Annotated in this window: 19 protein-coding genes; 12 read left to right on the forward strand and 7 right to left on the reverse strand. The window is 69.2% G+C overall.

All coding sequences use genetic code 11. The annotated features are described in order from the left end of the window. Positions 1-38 precede the first annotated feature (38 nt). The gene (locus tag ACQPYY_RS12100; RefSeq protein ID WP_433593799.1) at positions 39-1,487 is read right to left on the reverse strand and encodes an ABC1 kinase family protein; all 1,449 of its coding nucleotides are present in this window, start codon (positions 1,485-1,487) and stop codon (positions 39-41) included. Positions 1,488-1,629: 142 nt separating this feature from the next. Between ACQPYY_RS12100 and ACQPYY_RS12105 the strand changes: the two genes are divergently transcribed. Next, positions 1,630-2,406, forward strand: coding sequence for a winged helix-turn-helix domain-containing protein (locus ACQPYY_RS12105; RefSeq protein ID WP_433593800.1), 777 nt, complete (start codon positions 1,630-1,632; stop codon positions 2,404-2,406). Positions 2,407-2,793: 387 nt separating this feature from the next. Here the strand turns inward: ACQPYY_RS12105 and ACQPYY_RS12110 are convergent, their stop codons facing one another. Further along, complete coding sequence (locus tag ACQPYY_RS12110) at positions 2,794-4,053, reverse strand: KasA/KasB family beta-ketoacyl-ACP synthase (protein ID WP_433593801.1); 1,260 nt, start codon at positions 4,051-4,053, stop codon at positions 2,794-2,796. A 248-nt stretch (positions 4,054-4,301) separates the two neighbouring features. Between ACQPYY_RS12110 and ACQPYY_RS12115 the strand changes: the two genes are divergently transcribed. After that, positions 4,302-5,276 carry an oxidoreductase gene (locus ACQPYY_RS12115; RefSeq protein ID WP_433593802.1) on the forward strand — a complete coding sequence of 325 codons (975 nt, stop codon included), beginning with the start codon at positions 4,302-4,304 and terminating at the stop codon, positions 5,274-5,276. A gap of 90 nt (positions 5,277-5,366) precedes the next feature. On the opposite strand, the gene ACQPYY_RS12120 is transcribed toward ACQPYY_RS12115, so the two are convergent. After that, the gene (locus tag ACQPYY_RS12120) at positions 5,367-5,879 is read right to left on the reverse strand and encodes a mycothiol transferase (RefSeq protein ID WP_433593803.1); all 513 of its coding nucleotides are present in this window, start codon (positions 5,877-5,879) and stop codon (positions 5,367-5,369) included. Between the two features lie 43 nt (positions 5,880-5,922). After that, positions 5,923-6,198, reverse strand: a complete 276-nt coding sequence (locus ACQPYY_RS12125; protein ID WP_433593804.1) for a YggT family protein — start codon at positions 6,196-6,198, stop codon at positions 5,923-5,925. A gap of 173 nt (positions 6,199-6,371) precedes the next feature. Between ACQPYY_RS12125 and ACQPYY_RS12130 the strand changes: the two genes are divergently transcribed. Continuing rightward, complete coding sequence (locus tag ACQPYY_RS12130; protein WP_379096671.1) at positions 6,372-6,626, forward strand: hypothetical protein; 255 nt, start codon at positions 6,372-6,374, stop codon at positions 6,624-6,626. A gap of 16 nt (positions 6,627-6,642) precedes the next feature. Here ACQPYY_RS12130 and ACQPYY_RS12135 read toward each other — a convergent pair whose 3' ends face one another. Continuing rightward, on the reverse strand, positions 6,643-7,680 hold the full coding sequence (locus ACQPYY_RS12135; RefSeq protein WP_433593805.1) for a lysylphosphatidylglycerol synthase transmembrane domain-containing protein: 1,038 nt from the start codon (positions 7,678-7,680) through the stop codon (positions 6,643-6,645). 221 nt (positions 7,681-7,901) lie between these two features. Here ACQPYY_RS12135 and ACQPYY_RS12140 point away from each other — a divergent pair, with 221 nt between their 5' ends. The 5 genes from ACQPYY_RS12140 to ACQPYY_RS12160 all read left to right on the forward strand — a co-directional run bounded on the left by ACQPYY_RS12140 (position 7,902) and on the right by ACQPYY_RS12160 (position 12,550). Beyond that, the gene (locus ACQPYY_RS12140) at positions 7,902-8,882 is read left to right on the forward strand and encodes an acyl-ACP desaturase (protein ID WP_433593806.1); all 981 of its coding nucleotides are present in this window, start codon (positions 7,902-7,904) and stop codon (positions 8,880-8,882) included. A gap of 111 nt (positions 8,883-8,993) precedes the next feature. Then, positions 8,994-9,302, forward strand: coding sequence for a hypothetical protein (locus ACQPYY_RS12145; RefSeq protein WP_433593807.1), 309 nt, complete (start codon positions 8,994-8,996; stop codon positions 9,300-9,302). A gap of 80 nt (positions 9,303-9,382) precedes the next feature. Next, complete coding sequence (locus tag ACQPYY_RS12150; protein WP_433593808.1) at positions 9,383-11,056, forward strand: alpha/beta hydrolase; 1,674 nt, start codon at positions 9,383-9,385, stop codon at positions 11,054-11,056. Between the two features lie 291 nt (positions 11,057-11,347). Continuing rightward, positions 11,348-11,998: a hypothetical protein gene (locus ACQPYY_RS12155; RefSeq protein WP_433593809.1), complete on the forward strand. Its 651-nt coding sequence runs from the start codon at positions 11,348-11,350 to the stop codon at positions 11,996-11,998. An 87-nt stretch (positions 11,999-12,085) separates the two neighbouring features. Further along, positions 12,086-12,550: a DUF2231 domain-containing protein gene (locus ACQPYY_RS12160; RefSeq protein ID WP_379096689.1), complete on the forward strand. Its 465-nt coding sequence runs from the start codon at positions 12,086-12,088 to the stop codon at positions 12,548-12,550. Between the two features lie 68 nt (positions 12,551-12,618). Here ACQPYY_RS12160 and lexA read toward each other — a convergent pair whose 3' ends face one another. Continuing rightward, a complete protein-coding gene (gene lexA / locus ACQPYY_RS12165; protein ID WP_433594629.1) occupies positions 12,619-13,311 on the reverse strand; it encodes a transcriptional repressor LexA in 693 nt (230 codons plus the stop codon). A 318-nt stretch (positions 13,312-13,629) separates the two neighbouring features. On the opposite strand from lexA, the gene ACQPYY_RS12170 reads away from it, so the two are divergent. From ACQPYY_RS12170 to nrdR, 3 genes are all read left to right on the forward strand, one after another. After that, on the forward strand, positions 13,630-14,034 hold the full coding sequence (locus ACQPYY_RS12170; RefSeq protein WP_433593810.1) for a hypothetical protein: 405 nt from the start codon (positions 13,630-13,632) through the stop codon (positions 14,032-14,034). 178 nt (positions 14,035-14,212) lie between these two features. After that, positions 14,213-15,436, forward strand: coding sequence for a hypothetical protein (locus tag ACQPYY_RS12175; RefSeq protein ID WP_433593811.1), 1,224 nt, complete (start codon positions 14,213-14,215; stop codon positions 15,434-15,436). A gap of 105 nt (positions 15,437-15,541) precedes the next feature. Further along, positions 15,542-16,018, forward strand: coding sequence for a transcriptional regulator NrdR (gene nrdR, locus ACQPYY_RS12180; RefSeq protein WP_357282979.1), 477 nt, complete (start codon positions 15,542-15,544; stop codon positions 16,016-16,018). Positions 16,019-16,130: 112 nt separating this feature from the next. Here the strand turns inward: nrdR and hrpA are convergent, their stop codons facing one another. Further along, complete coding sequence (gene hrpA / locus ACQPYY_RS12185; protein ID WP_433593812.1) at positions 16,131-20,474, reverse strand: ATP-dependent RNA helicase HrpA; 4,344 nt, start codon at positions 20,472-20,474, stop codon at positions 16,131-16,133. 138 nt (positions 20,475-20,612) lie between these two features. Here hrpA and ACQPYY_RS12190 point away from each other — a divergent pair, with 138 nt between their 5' ends. Further along, positions 20,613-21,242, forward strand: a complete 630-nt coding sequence (locus tag ACQPYY_RS12190; RefSeq protein ID WP_433593813.1) for a Pr6Pr family membrane protein — start codon at positions 20,613-20,615, stop codon at positions 21,240-21,242. Positions 21,243-21,244: the final 2 nt, after the last annotated feature.

The raw sequence follows: 21,244 nt of genomic DNA on the forward strand, positions 1-21,244 counted from the left end.
GCGACTGCGGGTTTTCGGTTCAGCGGAGGGTTCTCGGTTCAGCCGACGATCCAGGCGCGCCGATCGTTCGGCACCGGCCGCAGGTGGCGCACCACCGTCAGGTCGGCAGGCGCGGCGTGGAGGGTGTCGTAGCGGTCGAACACCGCGGCCAATTCCGGGGACCAGCGGGCGAATTCGGCGCGGATCGGGCCCTCGGTCTCCAGCTGGCAGACCACGCCCAGGGCGGTGAGGAAACAGCGTGCGAAGGGGGTGAAGTAGGCGGGCATGTCCAGTTGGCGGTGGACGTTCGAGAGCCGGGGCGCCAGGACCGAGCGGACGTGGCCGCGCAGCCAGGCGGTGGTGAGGCGGAACGTGGGCACGGTGAGCGGCTCGCCGACGGCGTCCAACCCCTCGGCGAGCGCGGCCACGTCGTAGTCGCGGCCGGGGCGGACGAAGCCGTGGCGGCGGACCGCCGCGTCCAGTTCCGGGATGCCGCCGTTGAACGCCGCGTCCATCACCTCGCCGACCAGCTCCTCGAACCCCGGGGGCGGCCAGGGCGTGCAGGCCCCGAAATCCACCACGCCCAGCCGCCCGTCCGGGAGGATCCGGAAATTGCCCGGGTGGGGATCGCAGTACAGCAGGCCGGTGCGGGTCCACGCCGACAGCAGGAAACGGATGATCAGCATGCCGACCCGGCTGCGCTCGGCGGGCGTGCCCGACTCGATGATCCGCGAAACCGGTGTGCCGGTAAGCCATTCGGTGACGATCACATCGCCCTGCTGGACGATCACGTCCGGGATGGCGAAGTCCGGGTCGCCCGCGTAGGCCAGTGCGAAGCGGCGCTGATGTTCGGCCTCGGCGACGTAGTCGAGTTCGTCGGCGACGCAGGTGCAGATCGCCTCGGTCACCGCGGGCACGTCCGCCCCGGGCGCGAACACCGTCGCCAGCACCGAGAGTCGGCGCAGCTGTTCGAGATCGGCGAGCACCGCCGCGTGCGCGCCCGGATACATGACCTTCACCGCCACCGGGCGGCCGTCGTTCCACACCGCGCGATGCACCTGTCCGATCGAGGCGGCCGCCGCCCGGCGGTCGTCGAATTCGGTGAACCGCGAACGCCACTGAGCGCCCAGGCCCGCGATCATCGCCTCGTGCACGGTGGCCGGCAGCATGGTGGGCACCGATTCCTGCAGCTGGGTCAGCGCGGTCCGGTAGGGCGAGGCGATCTCGGCGGGCAGGGCCAGCTCGTAGAGCGAGAGCAGCTGGCCGAGCTTGGTTGCGCAGCCCTTCAATTCGCCCAGCACTTCGAAGATGTGCTGGGCGGTGCGCAGCCGGATCTCGGAATCCACCTCGGCGGCCGAGCGGCCCAGGGCGCGTTTGCCGACGCCGGCGGCCTGGCGGCCCGCGAATGCGACCGGGAGACTGGCGATCCGGGCATTGCGGACGGCAGCGCGGATCGGCGGCCCGCCGGGGTCACCCGCTGTCCGTTCCCGGATTCGCCGAATCGACATTGCTCACCCCATTGTGTGCGCGGCAGGGCCATCGAGTGCACGGCAGCGTCAGGGTCTGCGGAATAGCCCATGCACGTGCAGTTTGGCACACCAGAGCCTAAACTGTCTGGGACGTATCCGAAAGTTGTCGAAAGGTGACGGGATGGGTGCCCAGACGGTCGTGGCCGATGTCGCCGACGAGCTCGCTCGCCGCGTCGCGACCGGGGAATACGCACCCGGTGACCTGATGCCGTCGGTGCGCCAGGTCGCCGAGGAATTCGAGATGAACCGGGCCACGGCGCAATTGGTGCTGGGCCGGTTGGAGTCCTATGGTTTCGTCGACGCCCACCGCGGCCGCGGGTTCAGCGTGCGTGACGTGCGCCGCGCCGGTGGGGTGGACGTGTACCGGCGGCTGTTCCGGCTCAGCCTGCACGCGCCCGAGGTCGCCTCGGAGATGTTCGGCAATATCGTGGCCGCCGAACGCGCCATCGTGCTCGACGCCCTGCTCGACTACACCGCCGCGGAGCGCGGCATCGCACCCGGGGAACTGACCGCCCGGGTCGACGCGCTCGAAACCGAGGCTCGCGGCGCGGAACCCGACCGCACCCGCCTGCTCGGCATCGAGCTCGGTCTGGTGCGCGCGATTCTCACCGACCTGGGCCACACCATGCAGCGCGCGGTGCTGAACTCGGTGGGGGAGATGCTGTTCGAGGTACCCGAAGCGGTCGAAGCGTACTTCGCGGTCTCCGCCGATCTGCACGTCCTGGTGTGGCGCGCCCTGCTCGCGGTCTGGGAAGCCGAGGGTGGGCCCTCACCGGCGCAATTGGCGCTGTTCGAGGACCTGTTCGCGATGTACCACGAAAAGGTGCGGGCCCGCTTCGACGAATTGGCGGGTCTGGACCCGGATTCGGGGACCCGTCCGCACAGCGCGACGGCTTAGGCGTCGCGCTGCACGGGACCCACGAAACGGGCCGATATCTCGGGCAATTCGGGCAGATGTCTCAGACGATCAGCCTCCGGCGAGCATGGCCGCCGCCACGAGCGCGCTGATAATGGCTAGCGCCAGCACCGCGAGGATCACCCGGGCGCTCTGGGTGGGTGGTTCGGCGGGCGGTTGGTCGGCCATGCGTTCATCTCCCTCGTAGGTAACGGGTCGTGCGCGGCTATCGTATTCCGGCGGCTCCCAAGATGTTTGGTGTCCCCCGGGTTCCGGCATAAACACTGCCATTTCCCCGGCCGCGCCGGGGAAACCGGGGTGGCCGAATGCGAAACGCACGACCCGCTGACCTACGGTCCGCCGCGCGCCCGCGGCGCCCGACTGTACCGGTCAGTAACGACCGAACAACACCGCCGCATTGTGCCCGCCGAATCCGAACGAATTGTTCAGTGCGAACTCCACTCCGGTCTTGCGCGGCTGCGTGTGCACCACATCCAGCTCCACGTCCGGATCCTGATTCTCCAGGTTCAGCGTCGGCGGAATCACCTGATCACGCAGCGTGAGCACCGAGATGATCGCCTCCAGCGCGCCGACCGCGCCCACCGAATGCCCCAGCGCCGACTTGGGCGCGTACACCGACGGATGCGTGCCCACCGCGGCGGTGATCCCCTTGGCCTCGGCCAGATCCCCGATGCTGGTTCCGGTGGCGTGCGCGTTCACGTGATCCACTTCCTCGGGCCGCACGCCCGCGGATTCGATGGCCCGGCGCATGGCCCGCGCGCAGCCCGCGCCCTCGGGATCCGGGGCGACCATGTGATAGCCGTCGGCGGTGAGACCGGCGCCCAGCAAGCGCGCCAACGGCTTCGCGCCGCGCGCCCGCGCGTGGTCCTCGGATTCGACCAGCAGCAGCGCGGCCGCCTCACCGAACACGAAACCGTCACGGTCCCGATCGAAGGGGCGGGAAGCCCGCTCGGGTTCGTCGAGCCGGGTGCTCAGGGCGCGCGCCATCGAGAATCCGGCGATGGCCACCGGATTGATGTAGCCCTCGACGCCGCCCGCCACCACCATGTCGGCCTCGCCGAGCACGATCGAACGCCAGGCGTGCACCAGTGCCTCGTTGCCGGACGCGCACGCCGAGACCGGGGTGACCAGGCTCGCGCGCGCCCCGATCTCCAGGCCGACCACGCCGGAGACGCCATTGGGCATGGACATCGGCACCGCGAACGGCGAGACCTTGCGGTAGCCGTGGTCACGCATGGCGTCATTGGCGTCCACGATGGTGTCCGCGCCGCCGAGCCCGGTGCCGATGCACACGCCCAGGCGGTCCTTGTCGACGTCGGGGTTGCCCGCCGTGTTCCACAGGCGTTTTCCCATCACGTACGACATTTGCTGCACGTAACACATGCGGCGCTTCTTGACCCGATCGAGTTCGTCGGTCGGATCAGCCGCGAGTTTGCCACCGATGGTTACCGGCAGGTTCAGCTTGGTGATTTCCGGGTCGTCGAGGGTGCTGATGCCACTGGCTCCGGACAAAAGTCCCTGCCAGGTGCCCTCGGTGTCGGGGGCAATCGAGGTCGTCATCTCCACGGCGGTGACCACGACATTTCGGAATCCGCCATTCCGGGTGGAGAATTCTGCGAGGCTATTCACTTTTCGCGTGTCCTTTTCGGCCAATTGGCAAGTCCTGCAGAGAATTCGCGAGCGCCTGCGAGGTTAACCCGAGAATCGCCGGAGTGCGGCACCGACACTCAGAAATGGTTGGTAACCTGCGCGGCCTCCGATGGAAATGCGACCGACCGGATTCGGGCGGGTTCTTCGGCCGCCCGCTCGACTGTCGCGGTTCGGCAGCTCCGGGTACATTGTCTCAGACGGAGATTCGCTGCAAGGAGACCGATCGCATGACCGAGGCCCCGCACCGGCCCACCGTGACCAGCCCGCCCGTGATCGCCCGCCGCTGGACCATCCACGACATCCCCGACCAAACCGGCCGCACCGCCGTGATCACCGGCGCCAACAGCGGACTCGGCCTGCGCACCGCCGAAGCCCTGGCCGCCAAGGGCGCGCACGTCCTGCTGGCCTGCCGCAACGAGATCAAGGCCGCGGCCGCCCTGGAGCAGGTCGGGGCCGCCGCCACCGGACCGAAACCCGAAGTGCTGCCACTGGATCTGGCCGACCTGGCCTCCATCCGCCGCGCCGCCGACCACCTCGATGTCCGCGGTACGCCGATCGACATCCTGGTCAACAACGCCGGAGTGATGGCCCTGCCGCGGGATCAGCGCACCGCCGACGGGTTCGACGCCCAGTTCGGCACCAATCACCTGGGCCACTACGCGCTGACCGGATCATTGCTGCCGCTGCTGCTGCGCGCTCCCGAACCGCGGGTGGTGACCGTGTCGTCCATCGCGGCGTGGGGCGGGATGATCAACTGGCTGGATCCGAACTGGCGGCGGGTGTACGTGCGCTGGCCCGCCTACAGCCAATCGAAACTCGCCAATCTCCTGTTCACCGCGGAACTGCACCGCCGGGCCGGGGCGGCGGGGGTGCATCTGACCGCGGTGGCAGCGCATCCGGGTCTGTCGGCGACCAATCTCTACACGTCCGCGCCGGAAAGGGGTGTGGCGGCGGTCATTGCGGCGATGCAGCAGCGAATGCTGCTCTCGCTGGCCCAATCCGACGCCAAGGGCGCCCTGCCGCAGCTCTATGCCGCCACCACGCCGGGGCTGGCCGGAAACTCCTACTGCGGGCCCGCGTTCGAAGCGTTCGGATATCCGCGCCGGACGCTGCGGAATCCGCTGGCCTACAGCCGTTTCCAGGCGCGGCGGCTCTGGGAGCTGAGCGAGAAGCTGACCGGCGTCACCTACGCCTGGTCCTGATCGTCACGCGCTCCCCAGTCCACCGGCCCCACCCACTACTGAGTCCGCGTGATCGCGAAACAATGTGCCGCAGAACTGAATTGGGAACGTTCACCGGCGGCGCAGGAGCATTCCCCGGAGGTAGGCGGCTTGCCCCGCGTGCTGGATGTCGTCGTCGATGACGCTGATGAGGCGGACGCCGAGGGTGACCGGGGGATCCCAGCGGGTATCGACGATGCGGGGGAGATCGGCGTCGGTGAGAGCGGAGACGTAGGTGATGGTGGCGGCGTGGACGGCGTCGTAGTAGGCGAGGAGGAGGTCGGCGGGGACGTCGGCGAGGGCGGCGACGTCGGTGGGGTTGTGGGCGTAGCCGGTGGCGGTGGCGTCGAAGGGGAGGTCGAAGCGGGTGGACCAGCCACCGGCGGTCCAGAGTTGCTCGGTGCCGGCGACGTCGGCGATGTGGTCGTCCTGGACCCGGGTGAGGTGCCAGATCAGCCAGGCGATGGAGTTGGCGTCGCCGTCGGGCTGGATGCCGAGCTCGGCCTGGGTGAGGTCGGCGACGGCGCCGTGGACGTTCTCCTTGATCCGGCCGAAGGCGTCCACCAGCAGGTCAGCGCTTGTCATGGTTCGATCCGATCGTCGAGGGACGGAGGATGTTCCGGGCTTACTACAGGCTGAACGCGATCGCGCGCAGCACCAGCACGGCGATGAAGACGACGGTGAAGGCCAGGTCGATCTGGACGCCGCCGAGGCGAATCGGCTTGAGGACCCGGCGGACCGGGGCGATCACCGGCTCGGTCAGGCGGTGCACGACATCACGGGCCTTGCGCAGCGCGGGCGGGGTGTCGCCGAGGACGCCGATCCAGTCGATGATCAGGCGGGCGATCAGCAGCAGCATGAACAGCGTCAGGGCGAGCCCGATCAGTGAACCCAGGAATGACATGGCGGCGGACTCCTTCTTCGTGGCCGGCCTTACGTCGATCAACGCCCGGCGTCGGTCGAAAGTGCCCCCATCGTCGACCATGACCGTCCGGTTCGCGGGCGGGCTCGCCGGAGCCGTGCGAGAATCTGGGCTGCTGTTCGCTCAGCTCGCCCGCGACCGCACAAGGAGTCCACGTGCGCATGAAGTATCTGGTCGGCCTGCCGGTGGCCGTCCTCTCGCTGACCCCGGTCGTCGCCGCCGTCGACGCCGCGACCGCCCAGGCCGCCGCGCCGACCTGGACCTGCAACGCCCAGACCTGGGACGGCCAGACCCTGCCCACCCTGACCGTCGACGCCAAGCGCGGCAAGCATCAGGCCGCGGGCGTCGCGCAGACCAAGTGGGGCGGCATCGCCAAGTACGCGACCATCGACTGCAAGCCCAACAACTGAGCCCGGACCCGTCGCGTCAGATGGCGCGACGGTGGTTCAGATAGGCGAAGGAGGCGAGGCCCAGCGGGATCTGGCACCAGAAGGTGAGGAGCCGGAACCCCAGGGCCGCGCCCACCGCCACCCCGGCGGTCAGGCCCGCGACCGCGGTGAGGCCCGCCGCGATGGTGATCTCCTTGGTGGCCACGCCGTTGGGGGACGGTAGCAGCGGTGCCAGCGCCACGGTCACCAGTTCCACCACGAAGGTGTCCGGCAGGCTGAGATCCGCCCCGACCGCGTGCAACACCGCCCACAACGCCACCACCATGAGCAGCGGCTGCAACAGCGCGCAGATCCACAGCGCCGCCGCCCGCCGCGGTCGGAAAGCGGTGGTGGCCACGGACTTCCACGCGAACTCGGCATCGGAACGGGCATGCCGCAGCCGTTCGGGCAGCCGTCGCCAACCGCCCTGCGCGGCCACCCGCCGATGCAGGACCAGACCCGCCACGGCCGCCACGACGCCTGCCGCGATCAGCATCGCGACCATGATCAGCGCTGTGCGCCAGGGGTTCTCGCCCACGAAGTGATGCCACGTACCCGACGTTCGCGCACCGAGGTCGTGCCACGGGGGCTGTGCGCCATGGCGACTCATCAAACTCGGCGCGGCCAGCACCGCGACCACCACCAGCGGCACCCGGACCATGAGCGCGGCGAACCCCATCAATCCCATGGACGCCATCGCCCCGGTATGGCTGAGCCCGGTCCGGCGCAGGAATCGCAGGCGCAGCAACAGTGAGGCCGCGGGCACCAGCCCGATAGCGGGCACCGCGAGCTGCAGGGCGAACAACTGCCCGGTGGTCGGCCGCGCGGGTATGGAGCCGCGCAACATGAAAACCGAGGTGGGCCACAGGGCGAGGGTGGCCAGCGCGGCGACCAGCAGCCAGCGCGGGTCCGCTCCGGCGAGGGCGTGCACTCCGGTCAGGACCGCGTCCCGCTGCCAGACGGCCGCGGCCGCCACCAGCAGGGTGCACACGACGGTGGGCAGGGCCTTCCTCGCTGTTGCGGGAACGGCCGCCATCCGCCTCTCCTCAGGTATCGCAGACGAAATTTCCCCGGTGAATCGCATACGCGGGGGTCAACATTAACGCGATCGGAGGGCCGTGACCAGGGTTGTCCGAATAGTCCTGTGCGCCATCGGCAACGGAACGGTCGTCTTGTGAACGCGCCCCGGTGATACGCCGTATACCCGAGTAGGCTCACGAACGGATGGGGAGACAAGTCGTAATACAGGGACACGACATGACGAAATCCATGATCACCGAGACCCGCGGGACCGGCTCGATGACTCCGGTGGAGTTGCTGGCGGAACTCGAACCCGTGGCGGAAGCGAATCTGAACCGGCATCTGGGGTTGGCCAAGGAATGGCACCCGCACGATTACGTCCCGTGGGACGAAGGCCGCAATTTCGCCGCCATGGGCGGAATCGATTGGGAACAAGATCAATCTCGGCTCAGTCCGGTCGCGCGCGCAGCCATGGTCACCAACCTGCTCACCGAGGACAATCTGCCCTCCTATCATCGGCTGATCTCCCACGCCTTCTCCCGCGACCGCGCGTGGGGCGCCTGGGTCGACCGCTGGACCGCCGAAGAGAATCGCCACGGCATCGTGATCCGCGACTATCTGATCGTGACGCGCGCCGTCGATCCGGTCGCGCTGGAAAACGCGCGAATGATCTGCCTCTCCCAAGGCATCGACGACCCCACCGGGACCGGCGACAACACCATCCTGCACGGCGTCGCGTACGTGACATTCCAGGAGCTGGCCACCCGCGTCTCGCACCGCAATACCGGCAAGGCCTGCCACGAACCCCGCGCCGACCGCATGCTGACGCGCATCGCGGCCGACGAGAACCTGCACATGGTCTTCTACCGCAATATCTGCGCGGCCGCCCTGGACCTGGTTCCCGACGACGCGCTGGCGGCCGTCGCGGCGGTCGTCCAGAACTTCCGGATGCCCGGCGCCGGCATGCCCGAGTTCCGGCGCAACAGCGTCCTCATCGCCAAGTACGGGATCTACGACCTGCGCCAGCACCTCGACGAGGTGGTCATGCCGGTGCTGCGCCGCTGGAACATCTTCGATCGCACCGACTACTCCGGCCGCGGCGAGCGGATCCGCGACGACCTGGCCGCCTACCTGGAGCGCCTCGGAAACGACGTCCTGCGCTTCGAGGAACAGCGCGACCGCGCCCTGGCGCGCGAAGCTGCCCGCCGCGAGGAGTGAACCCCGGCGCCGAAATGTGAACAGCCACCGCGTTGTCCACAGCGCGCCGTTCTCACCGAGCCCACCCGGCCGACCGCCGCTAGGGTGTGGTGCACGACGACAGGGGGGACCATGGCGGACATGCTGCGCGCCGACATCACGGCGTTGCGCGTCATGGCGGCGAGCCTCAGGGGTGAGGCCGACGCCGTCACGAATATCGACCCGGTGGATCTGATCGCGAAAGTCGGGCAGGCCATGCCCAATTCGGCTATCGGCGCGGCCGCGGTCACCGTCGGCGAGCCGCTGCTCGCCTCGCTCGGGCACATGGCGGATCGGCTCAGTTCCTTCGCTGCCGCGGCCGATCACGGAGCCACCACCTACGAGGCCACGCAGCTGGCGCTATCCGCCGAGCTGGACGGGTACCTGCACGCCACCTCCTGACCGGCGGCGTCCAGCCTCGACCGGCACGCGATGCCAGGAAGCAGGTTCGGTAGGCGATCCGGTCACGGGCGGGAGGGGCGGTGGCGCGAGCGAGCCTGTCCCAGGTGTGCGGGTGGGATCCCACGGCCGCCGACCGCGCGAGTACCGCTGTGGTGGAAGCCGATTCGGAGTTCGCCGCGGCGCAGACCCGGGTCGCGCGAGCGGTCGACACCGCCGTTGCCGGGTGGCGGGGAGCGGCGGCGACCGCGGCGGCACTGCGGGCCGTGGAATCCCAGCTGGCGGCGAACCATCTGGGCGCGGCGCTCATCGAGGTCGCGGACGCGCTCGCCGAGGCCGGCGCACTCGATCGGGTGTGCGCGCTGGTCGGCCACATCCGCGACGAGGCACACGACAATGGATGCCGGATCGCCGAGGACGGCACGGTCACCGGCCCGCACTCCCAGATCGGAGACCTGGCGCTGGACTTCATCTTCCAGGCCGGGTTCGACGCGAAGGCGCTGGCCTTACAGGCGCGGCTGGTGCCGCTGCTCGACACCGCCGGGGAGATCGACGAGCGGGTCGCCGCCCGGCTCGCCGCGGCCGCGATGACGTTGGCGCAATTGCGGGCGGATCCGAGCGGCGGTGGGCCGAGTACCCGGATCAGCGGGTTCCTCGAGGGCGCCGCGCTGCTGCCGGAGGATCCGAAAGCGCTGGGTGCGCTGTGGAAGACGCTCGGCCCCGCCGAGCGCGACGAGCTGTTCGCGGCCGATCCGCTGATCGGGAATCGGGACGGCCTGCCCGCGCTCGCCCGCGACCACTACAACCGGCTCGTCGTGCGGAAGCTGCGCGCGGCGGCGGTGGCGGAGGACCGACGGCTGGTCGACCGGCACCCCGACTGGTATCGGGGTGAGAATCTGCCCACCAGCAGCGGGGATTGGACGCGGCTGCGGGAGTGGGAGGCAGCGCGAGCCGAGGCGCTCACCAGGGTCGCGGGATACGAGGCGCTGGAGGCGCAGCTCGGTCCGGCGCCGCGTGGCCGCCTTCTGCTCGCGGTCGACACCGCCGGGCACGGCGCGATCGCACTGAACAATCCGGACACCGCCGCGAATGTGGCGACCTTCGTGCCGGGCACCGGCTCACCGCTCACCGCGATCGGGGTCGGGGTGCGACGGGTCCGAGCGCTGCTGGGCGCCGCCGAACGGTCCGATCCGCTGGCCCGGACATCGGTCATCGCGTGGTACGGCTACGACGCACCACCGGATCTGGCCGGGGCGCTGGGGGATCGGCGAGCCCACGCGGGGGCGCTCGCGCTGGATCGGTTCGAATCCGGACTGCGCGCAAGCCATCTGGGCCTCGCGTCCCATCAGACCGTTCTCGGCCACAGCTACGGGAGCACGGTGATCGGGGCGGCCGCCAGTGGAGCGAACACGCTGGCCGTCGACGACGTGGTACTGGTGGGAAGTCCTGGGATAGAAGTTGACAATGTTTCAGAATTGCGTTTGATGGGTATTCCGGCGGGCCACAACAGCGCGCATGTCTATGCCACTGCCGACCCCGCTGACCCGGTTCCCGCGTTCGGTCAATTAGTACACGGTGTTAACCCGGTCGATCGCGAATTCCGCGCAACGGTTTTCACATCGTCGGGGGCAACTCTCGACCTGCCCGTGTTGCGGGCCTTGCCATTCGATGTGCTGTCGCACGGAAACTACTGGGAGCCGGGCAATCCGGGCCTTCGCACCCAGGGTGACGTCATTGCGGGCCGCTATCGCCAATGAGGCCGAGCGGCCTGTTCGTTGCGCCGAGATAGCCGCAACTGCGGGTAGCGGATTCGTTGCGGACCATGCCGTACCACTACTGTGGGCGGCCGACCAAACTAGTTTGAAACGGTTGGGTTCATGCTAGGGTTTCGTGAAGTTGGAATGGGAAGTCGGAGACAAATGCGCACTGAGAACATCAATAGGAAGTTCAAACTGCATGACGAGCGCAGGATCGCCGCCCAACTTCCCGAGCAACTTGTTGGTTTGGATGTTGTCGGATTTGGGAAACCCGATGAGTTTCCGGGCGAGTTGCTGAACTACTTCGGCGAATTCGCGAACGGCTCGATCCCGCCGCGCTCGCGCATCTACCGCAATGCCCAGCCCAATCTCATCGACGCCTGGCTGCTGGAGCTGTTGCGCGGCGCCCGCATCGGTGACCGCTTCTACCTTCGCACCGGACTCGAGTACTTCCCGTGGGCCGACTGCCGCGTGCTCGACCACCGCTGGCTCGAATCCCTGCGCCGGGTCCTGGGTACCAATCAGGGTTACATCGCGCACGACAAGAGCTCGGCCGTCATGACCCTCGGCACGCAGTACGAGGTGCTCGGCTTCGTGGCGGGCGCGGGCCTGCCCGGCGCCGTCGACGCCGGCCCGGCCGAAGAAGTGCCGACCCGCCGGATCGTCCACGCCCCCGCGGTGGTGGCCGTCCACGATCTGACCCCTGCCGCCGCTCTTGCCGGCACGCCCGATCTGGCTGCCGCCGCCGCGGTGCCGGATCTATCGATCCCCCAGGTCACCGAAGTGATCCCGGCCCCCGAGCCGGCCGCCGCGCCCACCCCGGAGCCGGAAGCCGCCGCGCCGCGAGCCACCGAACCGGTCGCCGCGAAGTCGGAGGCCCCGGCCGACGAAGCGCCCACCCAGCTGCTGACTCGCATCGTGGAGCCGGCCGAAACCGACTGACCGCGCGGCTCACGATCGAACCGGTCGGGCCCGGCGTACGTTGTACCGATTACGCCGGGCATTCACCGAGTTCGAAAGAGCCGATATATGTCGACAATCAATGGGCTGCCCGCCCATGTCCTGCTGGTGCACGCGGTAGTGATACTGGTCCCGCTGACGGCGGGCCTGCTGATCCTGTGCGCTGTGTGGCCCGCGGCCCGCGCGCGGCTGATCTGGCTCGTGGTCGTGCTGGCCGTACTGGTGACAGTGCTGACCCCGATCACGGTCGACGCGGGGGAGTGGTTCCAGCGTCAGCTGGGAATGCCGCCGCTGCTCGACGAACACGCGCGGCTCGGGCGGCAGATGCCGTACTTCGTTGCGCCACTACTGGTTCCGGCCGCTCTGCTCGCCTTTGCGCAGCTGCGGTCCCGGCGGGAACGGCCGCTGGGCCGGGCGCTGGTGGCGGTGATCGCGGTGCTCGCGCTGGCCGCGGGCGGGGCCGCCACCTGGCAGACCTTCCGGGCCGGGGATTCGGGCGCGCACGCGGTGTGGAACGGCGTGGTGAATCACTGAGAAAGCGACTGTCGTGACCCGGCGGCCGGTCTGCGGGGCGGCCACCGAGTCACGACAGTGCGGCACGGTCAGATCTTGCGGATGACCGTGACGACCTTGCCGAGAACCTGGGCGTCATTGCCCGGAATCGGCTCGAACAGGGGGTTGTGCGGCATCAGCCACACCTGGGAACCGGTGCGCTTGAAGGTTTTCACGGTGGCCTCGCCGTCGATCATGGCCGCCACGATGTCACCGTTGTCGGCGACGTTCTGCTGGCGCACGACCACCCAGTCGCCGTCGCAGATGGCCGCGTCGATCATGGACTGACCGACGACCTTCAGCAGGAACAGCGAACCCTCGCCGACCAGTTCGCGCGGCAGCGGGAAGACATCCTCCACCGCCTGCTCGGCCAGGATCGGGCCACCGGCGGCGATCCGGCCCAGCACCGGGACGTAGGTCGGGATCGGGTGGTCGTCCGAGGACTCCGCCTCGGCATTGACCGCGCGGAGCTGCGACACCCCGGCGGTGGCGCGCACCGCCGTCTCGTCCAGGCCCCGGACGTCCACGGCGCGTGGCCGATTCGGATCGCGGCGCAGGTAGCCCTTGCGCTCGAGCGCCCGGAGTTGGTGCGCCACCGAGGAGGTGGAGGTGAGGCCGACGGCATCGCCGATCTCGCGGATGCTGGGCGGGTAGCCGCGGTCGTGCACCGAGGTGCGGATGACCTCCAGGACCCGGCGCTGACGCACGGTCAGATCGGCGCCGGCGCCGGACGATTCGGACAGGGGGCCGTTACCTTCGGGACCAAGGGGTCCGTTCTCACCGTCCACGCCGCCGTGTTCGCTCACCGCCGCCGTCCTCCGTTCACTGCTGTCGCTCACCGGAATTCGTTCCCGCACGCGCCGTGTCGTACGTCCGGGCAACTCGTGACTCGACTGTAGACCGTGTGACGCGAGTGATCAAACATCTGTTCGACGCATGTCGCGGAAATCAGTGACATTGTCGGGCCGCCGTGGTAGAAATTCGAACATCAGTTCATCGAACACATGATCGAGTCAGTTGTCCAGCACTCTGCGGCCCGCCCTACCTTGGAGGTTACTTCGATGCGCGCCATGGTCAGCGAGATCGACACTCTGGAAAGCGATTTGGGATTCGACAGCCTCCCCTCGGCGCTGCGTTCCGATCGGTCGCCGGTCACCCCGTCCGGGGTCTCGGCACACCCCGTCCTGAACCGCCGGCCCTGCCGTGCGCGAGTGCGTCCCATGCCTCGCCCGGGTGTTCGAACCGATCATGTCGTCGTGCGACACGCCGTGGGACGCGCCCGCGGAACGCATCCGCTGGACCGGGTGCAGCGCGCCCAGACCGGCCTCGCCGCGCTGGCGATCACCGCGCTTCTGAGCGCTCTGGCTGTGGCCGGACTGATCGGCCTCGCGCAATTACGCTCCGGTGACTTCGGTGCGCAGACCACGCCGCCCACGGTGCAGACGGTGCAGCCCGCGGTTCGATAGCAGTGGTGATGCTCGGCCGGTTGCCCGGTCGTAGCGGGTTTCCGGGATAGGGATCCCCGGCCACGACGTGGCCGAAATTGCAGATTGAAAACTGAAACGTGTTGCTACCGTCCCCCTGAATGTGACAGAGGCTACATCCGCGCGGCCGCATCGCGGCGCGCGAGCGACAGGGGGCGTAATGCCGAGAGTTCGAGGGTTGGTCCGGGTGGCCGGAGTGCTCACCTGCCTGATGATCGGGTTGGTGACCGCACCGGCGGTGCACGCCGAAACCGGATATGCCGAATATCTGGACCTGCCGTCGGTGAACGGGGACGGCGCGGCGGGCGGCGGCTTGAATCCCGCCCTGCCACTGGACCCCGACACCCTGCGCGGCGCGCTCGACGCCGCGCGTGCGGCGGGGGTGCAGCCTCGGCACTACGCCACACTGCTGCACCAATACTGGCTGGTGGTCGCCACCCGCAATGCCGAGATCGACCTGGCCGGGTGGGATCCCGGACGCGGCGTCGCGGCCAATACCGCCACCTTCACCCAGGTGTACGTGAATTACCTGCGGCTGAACAACTCTCACCCGGAATACTGGTGGACCGGCCTGGCCGGCCTGGCCGGCGGCTCCTTCGCCTCGGGCTTCTTCGACATGGGCGACGTGTCCGCGATCGTCAGCGTGCCGGGCATCCATCAACTCGGCGACGCGGTCGCCGACCTGTTGCGCGGCACGCCCGGGCCGCTGCTGGACGTCCTGCCCTCCGACATCCGCGCCCTGGGGACCGAGGGAGAACGGCTCACCGCCGACGACCTGGCCTGGTACCAGACCCGGCTGATGATCATGCAGAAGCACATCTTCATCGACCAGGTGCCCATGCACGAGGCGTACGCCGCCGCGGGCGCGGCGGGGGTCGAGGAGATGTACCAGGCCGGGGTGCTCGACGAGAACGCCATCACGGCCTGGCGGGAACTGGCCGGTGGCGCCCCGGAAGGGCTCGCCGACGCCGCGCTGCGCATGACCGACCGCGAACAGAACCAGATCATCGCCGACCAGTGGGATGTCACCTCGCACGGTCGCGGGGCCATGGGGCGGGTGCTGACCTACGTCAGCACCATCGCCGGGAAGGCCGCTGTCCCCGGCGTGCGGGCGCCCGGCGTGTTCGCGCCCACCACCCTGACGTCGGGAACCATGTCGCTCCGGGCCCCGCTGCCCGACTTCAACTGGGCCGACCGCGACACGCGGTGGAACTACATCACCAACGACCTGCTGCCCCGCTACCTGGAACTGTGCGCGAACCCGGCCGTCGCGAGACCGGTTCTGGCCGAACCCTTCTCCGCCAAACTGGTCCAGGGGCGGCTGGTCCAGCGGCTGCCGGACCTGCTGGCCGACATGACCTCGCAATGGCGGTTGACGGCCTGATTCGGGCACGCCGACCCGGGCGGACGCCGCCGACCGCGTCCGCCACGGTATCCTCGAGATTGCTCGAGGTTGCTGTGGAACCCAGGCATCGACGAAGGATCCCGGATGCATTGCCCGTACTGCCGCCATCCCGATTCGAGGGTGGTCGACTCGCGTGAGGCCGAGGAAGGCACCGCCATCAGGAGGCGACGTGCCTGTCCGGAATGTGGGCGCAGGTTCACCACCGTCGAAACCGCCATCCTGTCGGTGGTCAAGCGCAGCGGTGTCACCGAGCCGTTCAGCCGCGAGAAAGTGATCCGCGGCGTCAGCCGCGCCTGCCAGGGCCGCGAGGTCGACTCCGATGCCCTGAACCTGCTCGCCCAGCAGGTGGAGGATGCCGTGCGGGCCAAGGGTTCCCCGGAGGTGCCCAGCCACGAGGTCGGCCTGGCCATCCTCGGACCGCTGCGCGACCTGGACGAGGTCGCCTATCTGCGTTTCGCGTCGGTGTACCGATCCTTCAGCTCCGCCGAGGATTTCGAGCGCGAGATCGCCGATCTTCGCAAGCACCGCGACGAGCACGCGGTCGGGGCGACCGCGGAGTAGCAGAGCGTCCCCACCGGGCGCTGCGCCCCGCGTCCCACTGATTCACGGTCCGGCCCCGAGCAATTCGGAGCCGGACCGATCCGTATCCGACGGCGCCGCCGATCGGGATCCGTCAGCGCTGCTGCGGTGGGCGGCGCGCGGCGTCGATCGCCTTCTCGATCCGCTTCGCCGAGACCGGGTACGGGGTGCCCAGCTGCTGGGCGAACAGGCTGACCCGGAGTTCCTCTATCATCCACCAGATCTCGACGATGTCGCGTCCGCCGCGACGGCCCTCCGGGAGGTTGGCGACCAGCCGGTCGTAGGCCGCGTGCACGCGATCGAGTTCGATCATGCCCGCACGGTCCCGATTGGCGGCCGCGGGCAGCGCCTCCAGCCGCAGCCGGGCGGCCTCCAGATACCGTGGCAGTTCCCGCAATCGGGCGCTACCCCACTCGGAGATGAAGCCTCGGAAGGTCAGATCGTCGAGCTGATGGGTGACATCGTCGGTGGCGTCGCGGTCACGGGAGTCGGCGAGGGTGGCGCGCACCCGATGCGCCTCGGCCAGCACCGGAACCACCGAGCGGACGATATTCGCCACCGCGGTGGTGAACCGCGGGCGGACCTTCTCCACCAGGGCCTGGAACTGCTCGGGGCTGCGCACCGGCCCGCCATTGGCGGCGATCAGTTCGTCGGCGGCGCAGGCGCGGCAGTCCTCCACCAGGGCGTCGAGGGTGCCGTACGGATTCTGGCTCAGCGCAAGCCGATCCGTGGGCGGCAGGCCCGCGGTGACGGCGCGGGTACTGGTGGTGATCGCGCCCAGCAGCAGGGCGCGGGTGCCGGTGCGCATGGCGGTGGCCTGCTCGGCGGGGGAGCTGAGCACCCGCACGGCCACGCCGTCGGACTCGGCGACCAGGGCCGGATAGCCGGTGATGGTCTGCCCGCCGACCTGGCGCTTGACCGCGGACGGCAGGGTGCCCAGGGATTCGGAGGTCCACACGGCGGCCGGGGCCCGCTCCGCGGCATTGTTGGCGCGCGCCACCGACTTCGAGACCTGTTCGGCGAGACGGGTTTTCAGCTCGGCCAGACTCTTGCTGCGGGCCGCGATCGTGCCCGACGGGTCGATGGCGGCGAAGGTCATGCGCAGATGGTCGGGCAGGCCCGCAGGGTCCAGCATGGCGGCGGCGATGGTCACCGAGCCCAGCTGGGACAGCTCCCGCGCCAGGCCGGTGCGCAGCGGTTCGGCGCGCGGGGTGAGACGGTCCAGCGCGGCCTTGGCGAAGTCCGGGGCCGGAACCACGGTGCGGCGCAGCTGCTTGGGCAGCGTCTTGATGAACGCCGCGGCCAGCTCCTCGCGCATACCCGGCACCAGCCAGTCGAAGCCGACCGAGCGCACGTGCGCCAGCTGGGCGATCGGAATGTGCACGGTGACACCGTCGTCGGCCTGGCCCGGCTCGAACTGATAGGTGAGCGGGAAGGTCAGCTCGCCCTGACGCCAGCTGTCGGGGTAGGCGGTCGGATCCAGCAGGGCCGCGTCCTCGTTCACCACCGTGGAGGCGGTGAAGTCGAGCAGGCTGGGATCGGTGCGCTGGGTCTTGCGCCACCAGCTGTCGAAGTGCCGTACCGAGACGATGTCCGAGGGGATGCGCTTGTCGTAGAACTCGAACAGCACCTCGTCGTCGACCAGGATGTCGCGACGCCGCGCCCGATGCTCCAGATCGGCGACATCCTCGAGCAATTCGCGGTTGCGCGCGAAGAAGTCGTGCTTGGTCTGCCACTCGCCCTGCACCAGCGCATGCCGGATGAACAGTTCCCGCGACAGCTCCGGATCGATGCGGCCGAAATCCACCCGGCGCTGGGTCACCAGCGGAATCCCGTACAGGGTGACCCGCTCGTACGCGGCCGCCGCACCTCGCTTGGCGGACCAATGCGGTTCGGAGTAGGTGCGTTTCACCAGATCGCCGGCCAGCCGCTCGGCCCACTCCGGTTCGATCCGCGCCGCCGTCCGTCCCCACAGTCGTGAGGTTTCCACCAGCTCGGCCGCCATCACCCACCGCGGCGGCTTCTTGGCCAGCGACGACCCGGGGAAGATCATGAACTTGGCATTGCGCGCCCCGAGGAACTCCCGGCTCTCCGCTTCCCGCACCCCGATATGCGACAGCATGCCCGCCAGCAGCGCCTGATGAATCGACGTCACATCCCACGGCAGCGAGTCATCCGCCGACCCGGCCTTGGCCGCGAGCGATTCCGCGAGTCCGCGCCCGCCGGAGCCGGATGTGCCGCTGCCCGAGCCACCGCCGCGCCCGGACCGCGCGCCACGAGCCGTGTTGCCGGCGGCAGGCGAATCGCCCACGGTCCTGTCGCCCGCGCGCCCACCGCGCCCAGCGTCACGACCGCGCTCGCCATCGGCGCGTTGTGTCCCCCCGGACTGCCGGGAGTCGTTGCCGCGCTTGGCTTCCGGGGTACGGCCCGGGTTCGCACCCGGCCTCGCGTCATCCGCTGCGCCGGCCCCGCGGCCGCGGCGACCACGGGTGGACTCGCCGCCGCCGTCGGATCCGGTTGCGGTGCGGTCGAATTGGGCGTCGGAGCCCTCGGTGTTCCAGCCCAGGCCGCGGGTGATGGTGCGGAGCTGGCCGTGCAGGTCCTGCCATTCGCGGATGCGCAGGTAGTGCAGGAACTCGTCGCGGCACATGCGGCGGAACTGGTTGGAGGACAGGGCATTGCGCTGTTCGCGCAGGTAGTCCCACAGCCGCAGCGAGGACAGGAAGTCCGAGCCCTCGATGGTGAAGCGGGCGTGCTTGGTGTCGGCGGCCTGCTGGTGCTCGACGGGCCGTTCGCGGACGTCCTGAATCGACAGGGCCGCCACGATGATGAGGACCTCCGCCAGGCAGCCGCCGCGGTTGGCCTCCACCAGCATGCGCGCCATGCGCGGATCGACGGGAATCTGCGCCATCTCGCGGCCGATGGGGGTGAGGACGAGTCCGGCGTCCGGGATCTCGCGCCGTGCGGAGGCGTCGGCCTCGGCGCGGGCGAGCGCGCCGAGCTCCTCGAGCAGGGCGATGCCGTCGCGGATGGCGCGGCCGTCCGGCGGTTCGACGAACGGGAAGCCCTCGATGTCACCGAGTCCGAGCGCGGTCATCTGCAGGATGACGGCGGCCAGATTGGTGCGCAGGATCTCCGGTTCGGTGAACTGCGGCCGGGATTCGAAGTCGTCCTCGGAGTACAGGCGGATGGCGATACCGTCGGCGACACGGCCGCAGCGGCCCGACCGCTGCCGCGCCGAGGCCTGCGAGATCGACTCGATCGGCAGCCGCTGCACCTTGGTGCGCATGGAGTAGCGCGAAATACGCGCCGTACCAGGGTCGATCACGTAGCGGATGCCCGGCACCGTGAGCGAGGTCTCGGCCACATTGGTGGCCAGCACCACGCGCCGCCCGGTGTGCGCCTCGAACACCCGGTGCTGCTCGGCCGCCGAGAGCCGCGCGTACAGAGGCAGGATCTCGGTGCGCGGCAGGCGCAGATCACGCAGCGAGTCGGCGGTGTCACGGATCTCGCGTTCGCCGGACAGGAAGACCAGGATGTCGCCGTCGCCCTCGGCCTGCAGTTCCCGCACCGCGTCGCCGATGGCGTCGGTGGGGTCGCGGTCGACGATCGCGGTGTCCTCGTCGTCGGGATCCGCGGAGGTGACCGGAACCTCCAGCGACAGCGGCCGATACCGGACCTCCACCGGATAGGACCGGCCCGAGACCTCGACAATCGGTGCGGGCGTGCCGTTCTCGTCACTGAAGTGCCGCGCGAACAACTCGGGATCGATGGTCGCCGAGGTGATGACGATCTTCAGATCCGGCCGCTGCGGCAGCAGCTGCTTGAGATACCCGAGCAGGAAGTCGATATTGAGGCTGCGCTCGTGCGCCTCGTCGATGATGATCGTGTCGTAGCGGCGCAGCAGCCGGTCGCGCTGGATCTCGGCGAGCAGGATGCCGTCGGTCATCAGCTTCACCAGCGTGCGATCCGACGCCTGATCGGTGAACCGCACGGTGTAACCGACCACGTCGCCCAGTTCGGTGTTCAGTTCCTCGGCGATGCGCTCGGCCACCGTGCGCGCGGCCAGCCGCCGCGGCTGGGTGTGGCCGATGGTGCCGCGAATCCCGCGCCCGAGCTCCAGACAGATCTTGGGCAGCTGCGTGGTCTTGCCCGAACCCGTCTCACCGGCCACGATCACGACCTGGTGTGCGGCGATGGCCGCGGCGATGTCGTCGCGGCGCGCGGAGACCGGTAGCTGCTCGGGGTAGGCGATGGCCGGGATGGCGGCGCGGCGGGATTCCACCCGGCGCTGGGCGGCGTCGAATTCGGCTTCGAGGGAGGTGAGATCGCCGCCGCGGGCCTTGTCGAGCCGGCGACGCAAGCGATGTTCGTCGCGGATCGAGAGATCGGCCAGGCGGGAACGAAGCTCGCGAGAGGTGGCGGCGGTCCTGGTCATTGCACTGTCAACGATAGCGAAGAGTCGGTCCGTGCCGGTCGCCGCGGTCTCGGATCGCCCGGTCGCACGCTTGCCGGAAGTGTGCCGCATCGGCGTATCGTCCGCATTCGAGTGGTTCGTCATGCGACGATCTGGGCCATGGTCGTCAGAGGTGGTACGCCCTTGTGGATCCGGGCGCTGCGGGTCGTCTTCGCCGTTGTGGGCATTGTCGCGCTGGTCTGGATCCCGCTGCGCAACCTGGATAATCCGAACTACTCGTACCTGAACTTCTTCAGCTACTTCACCATCCAGTCCAACATCATCGGCATTGTCGTGCTGCTGGTCGGCGGCCTGCGCGACCCCGATGGCCGCCGGTGGGAACTGGTGCGGGGCGCGGCCACCCTCTATCTGACGATCACCCTCATCATCTACGCGCTGCTGCTGTCGGACATCGACGTCCAGCTGACCGAGAAGTGGATCAACGACATCCTGCACCGGCTGATCCCCGTCGTGCTGATCGCGGACTGGTTGCTGGTGCTGGCTCCCGGCATCAAGCCGACCGTCAAGCTGGTCCTGGGCTGGCTCGCCTATCCGTTGGCCTACGGCGCGTACGTCCTGATCCGCGGCCCCTTCGCCGACTGGTACCCCTACCCGTTCATCGACCCCCGCGAGCAGGGCTACGGCTCCCTGACCATCGGCTTGGTGGTGATGGCCGTGGTCTTCGCGATCCTCGGTGTGATCGTGGCCGCGGTGACCGGCGTGGTACCCCGGGCGGTCGCCCGCCGCTGACC

The sequence above is a fragment of the Nocardia sp. CA-145437 genome (assembly GCF_050956485.1).
Taxonomy (GTDB): Bacteria; Actinomycetota; Actinomycetes; order Mycobacteriales; family Mycobacteriaceae; genus Nocardia.

Coding starts and splice junctions, on each gene's coding strand:
- ACQPYY_RS12100 (WP_433593799.1), bottom strand. CDS start 1,487: ATGTCGATTCGGCGAATCCGGGAACGGACAGCGGGTGACCCCGGCGGG.
- ACQPYY_RS12105 (WP_433593800.1), top strand. CDS start 1,630: ATGGGTGCCCAGACGGTCGTGGCCGATGTCGCCGACGAGCTCGCTCGC.
- ACQPYY_RS12115 (WP_433593802.1), top strand. CDS start 4,302: ATGACCGAGGCCCCGCACCGGCCCACCGTGACCAGCCCGCCCGTGATC.
- ACQPYY_RS12120 (WP_433593803.1), bottom strand. CDS start 5,879: ATGACAAGCGCTGACCTGCTGGTGGACGCCTTCGGCCGGATCAAGGAG.
- ACQPYY_RS12125 (WP_433593804.1), bottom strand. CDS start 6,198: ATGTCATTCCTGGGTTCACTGATCGGGCTCGCCCTGACGCTGTTCATG.
- ACQPYY_RS12135 (WP_433593805.1), bottom strand. CDS start 7,680: ATGGCGGCCGTTCCCGCAACAGCGAGGAAGGCCCTGCCCACCGTCGTG.
- ACQPYY_RS12140 (WP_433593806.1), top strand. CDS start 7,902: ATGACGAAATCCATGATCACCGAGACCCGCGGGACCGGCTCGATGACT.
- ACQPYY_RS12145 (WP_433593807.1), top strand. CDS start 8,994: ATGGCGGACATGCTGCGCGCCGACATCACGGCGTTGCGCGTCATGGCG.
- ACQPYY_RS12160 (WP_379096689.1), top strand. CDS start 12,086: ATGTCGACAATCAATGGGCTGCCCGCCCATGTCCTGCTGGTGCACGCG.
- ACQPYY_RS12170 (WP_433593810.1), top strand. CDS start 13,630: ATGCGCGCCATGGTCAGCGAGATCGACACTCTGGAAAGCGATTTGGGA.
- ACQPYY_RS12175 (WP_433593811.1), top strand. CDS start 14,213: ATGCCGAGAGTTCGAGGGTTGGTCCGGGTGGCCGGAGTGCTCACCTGC.
- nrdR (WP_357282979.1), top strand. CDS start 15,542: ATGCATTGCCCGTACTGCCGCCATCCCGATTCGAGGGTGGTCGACTCG.
- hrpA (WP_433593812.1), bottom strand. CDS start 20,474: ATGACCAGGACCGCCGCCACCTCTCGCGAGCTTCGTTCCCGCCTGGCC.
- ACQPYY_RS12190 (WP_433593813.1), top strand. CDS start 20,613: ATGGTCGTCAGAGGTGGTACGCCCTTGTGGATCCGGGCGCTGCGGGTC.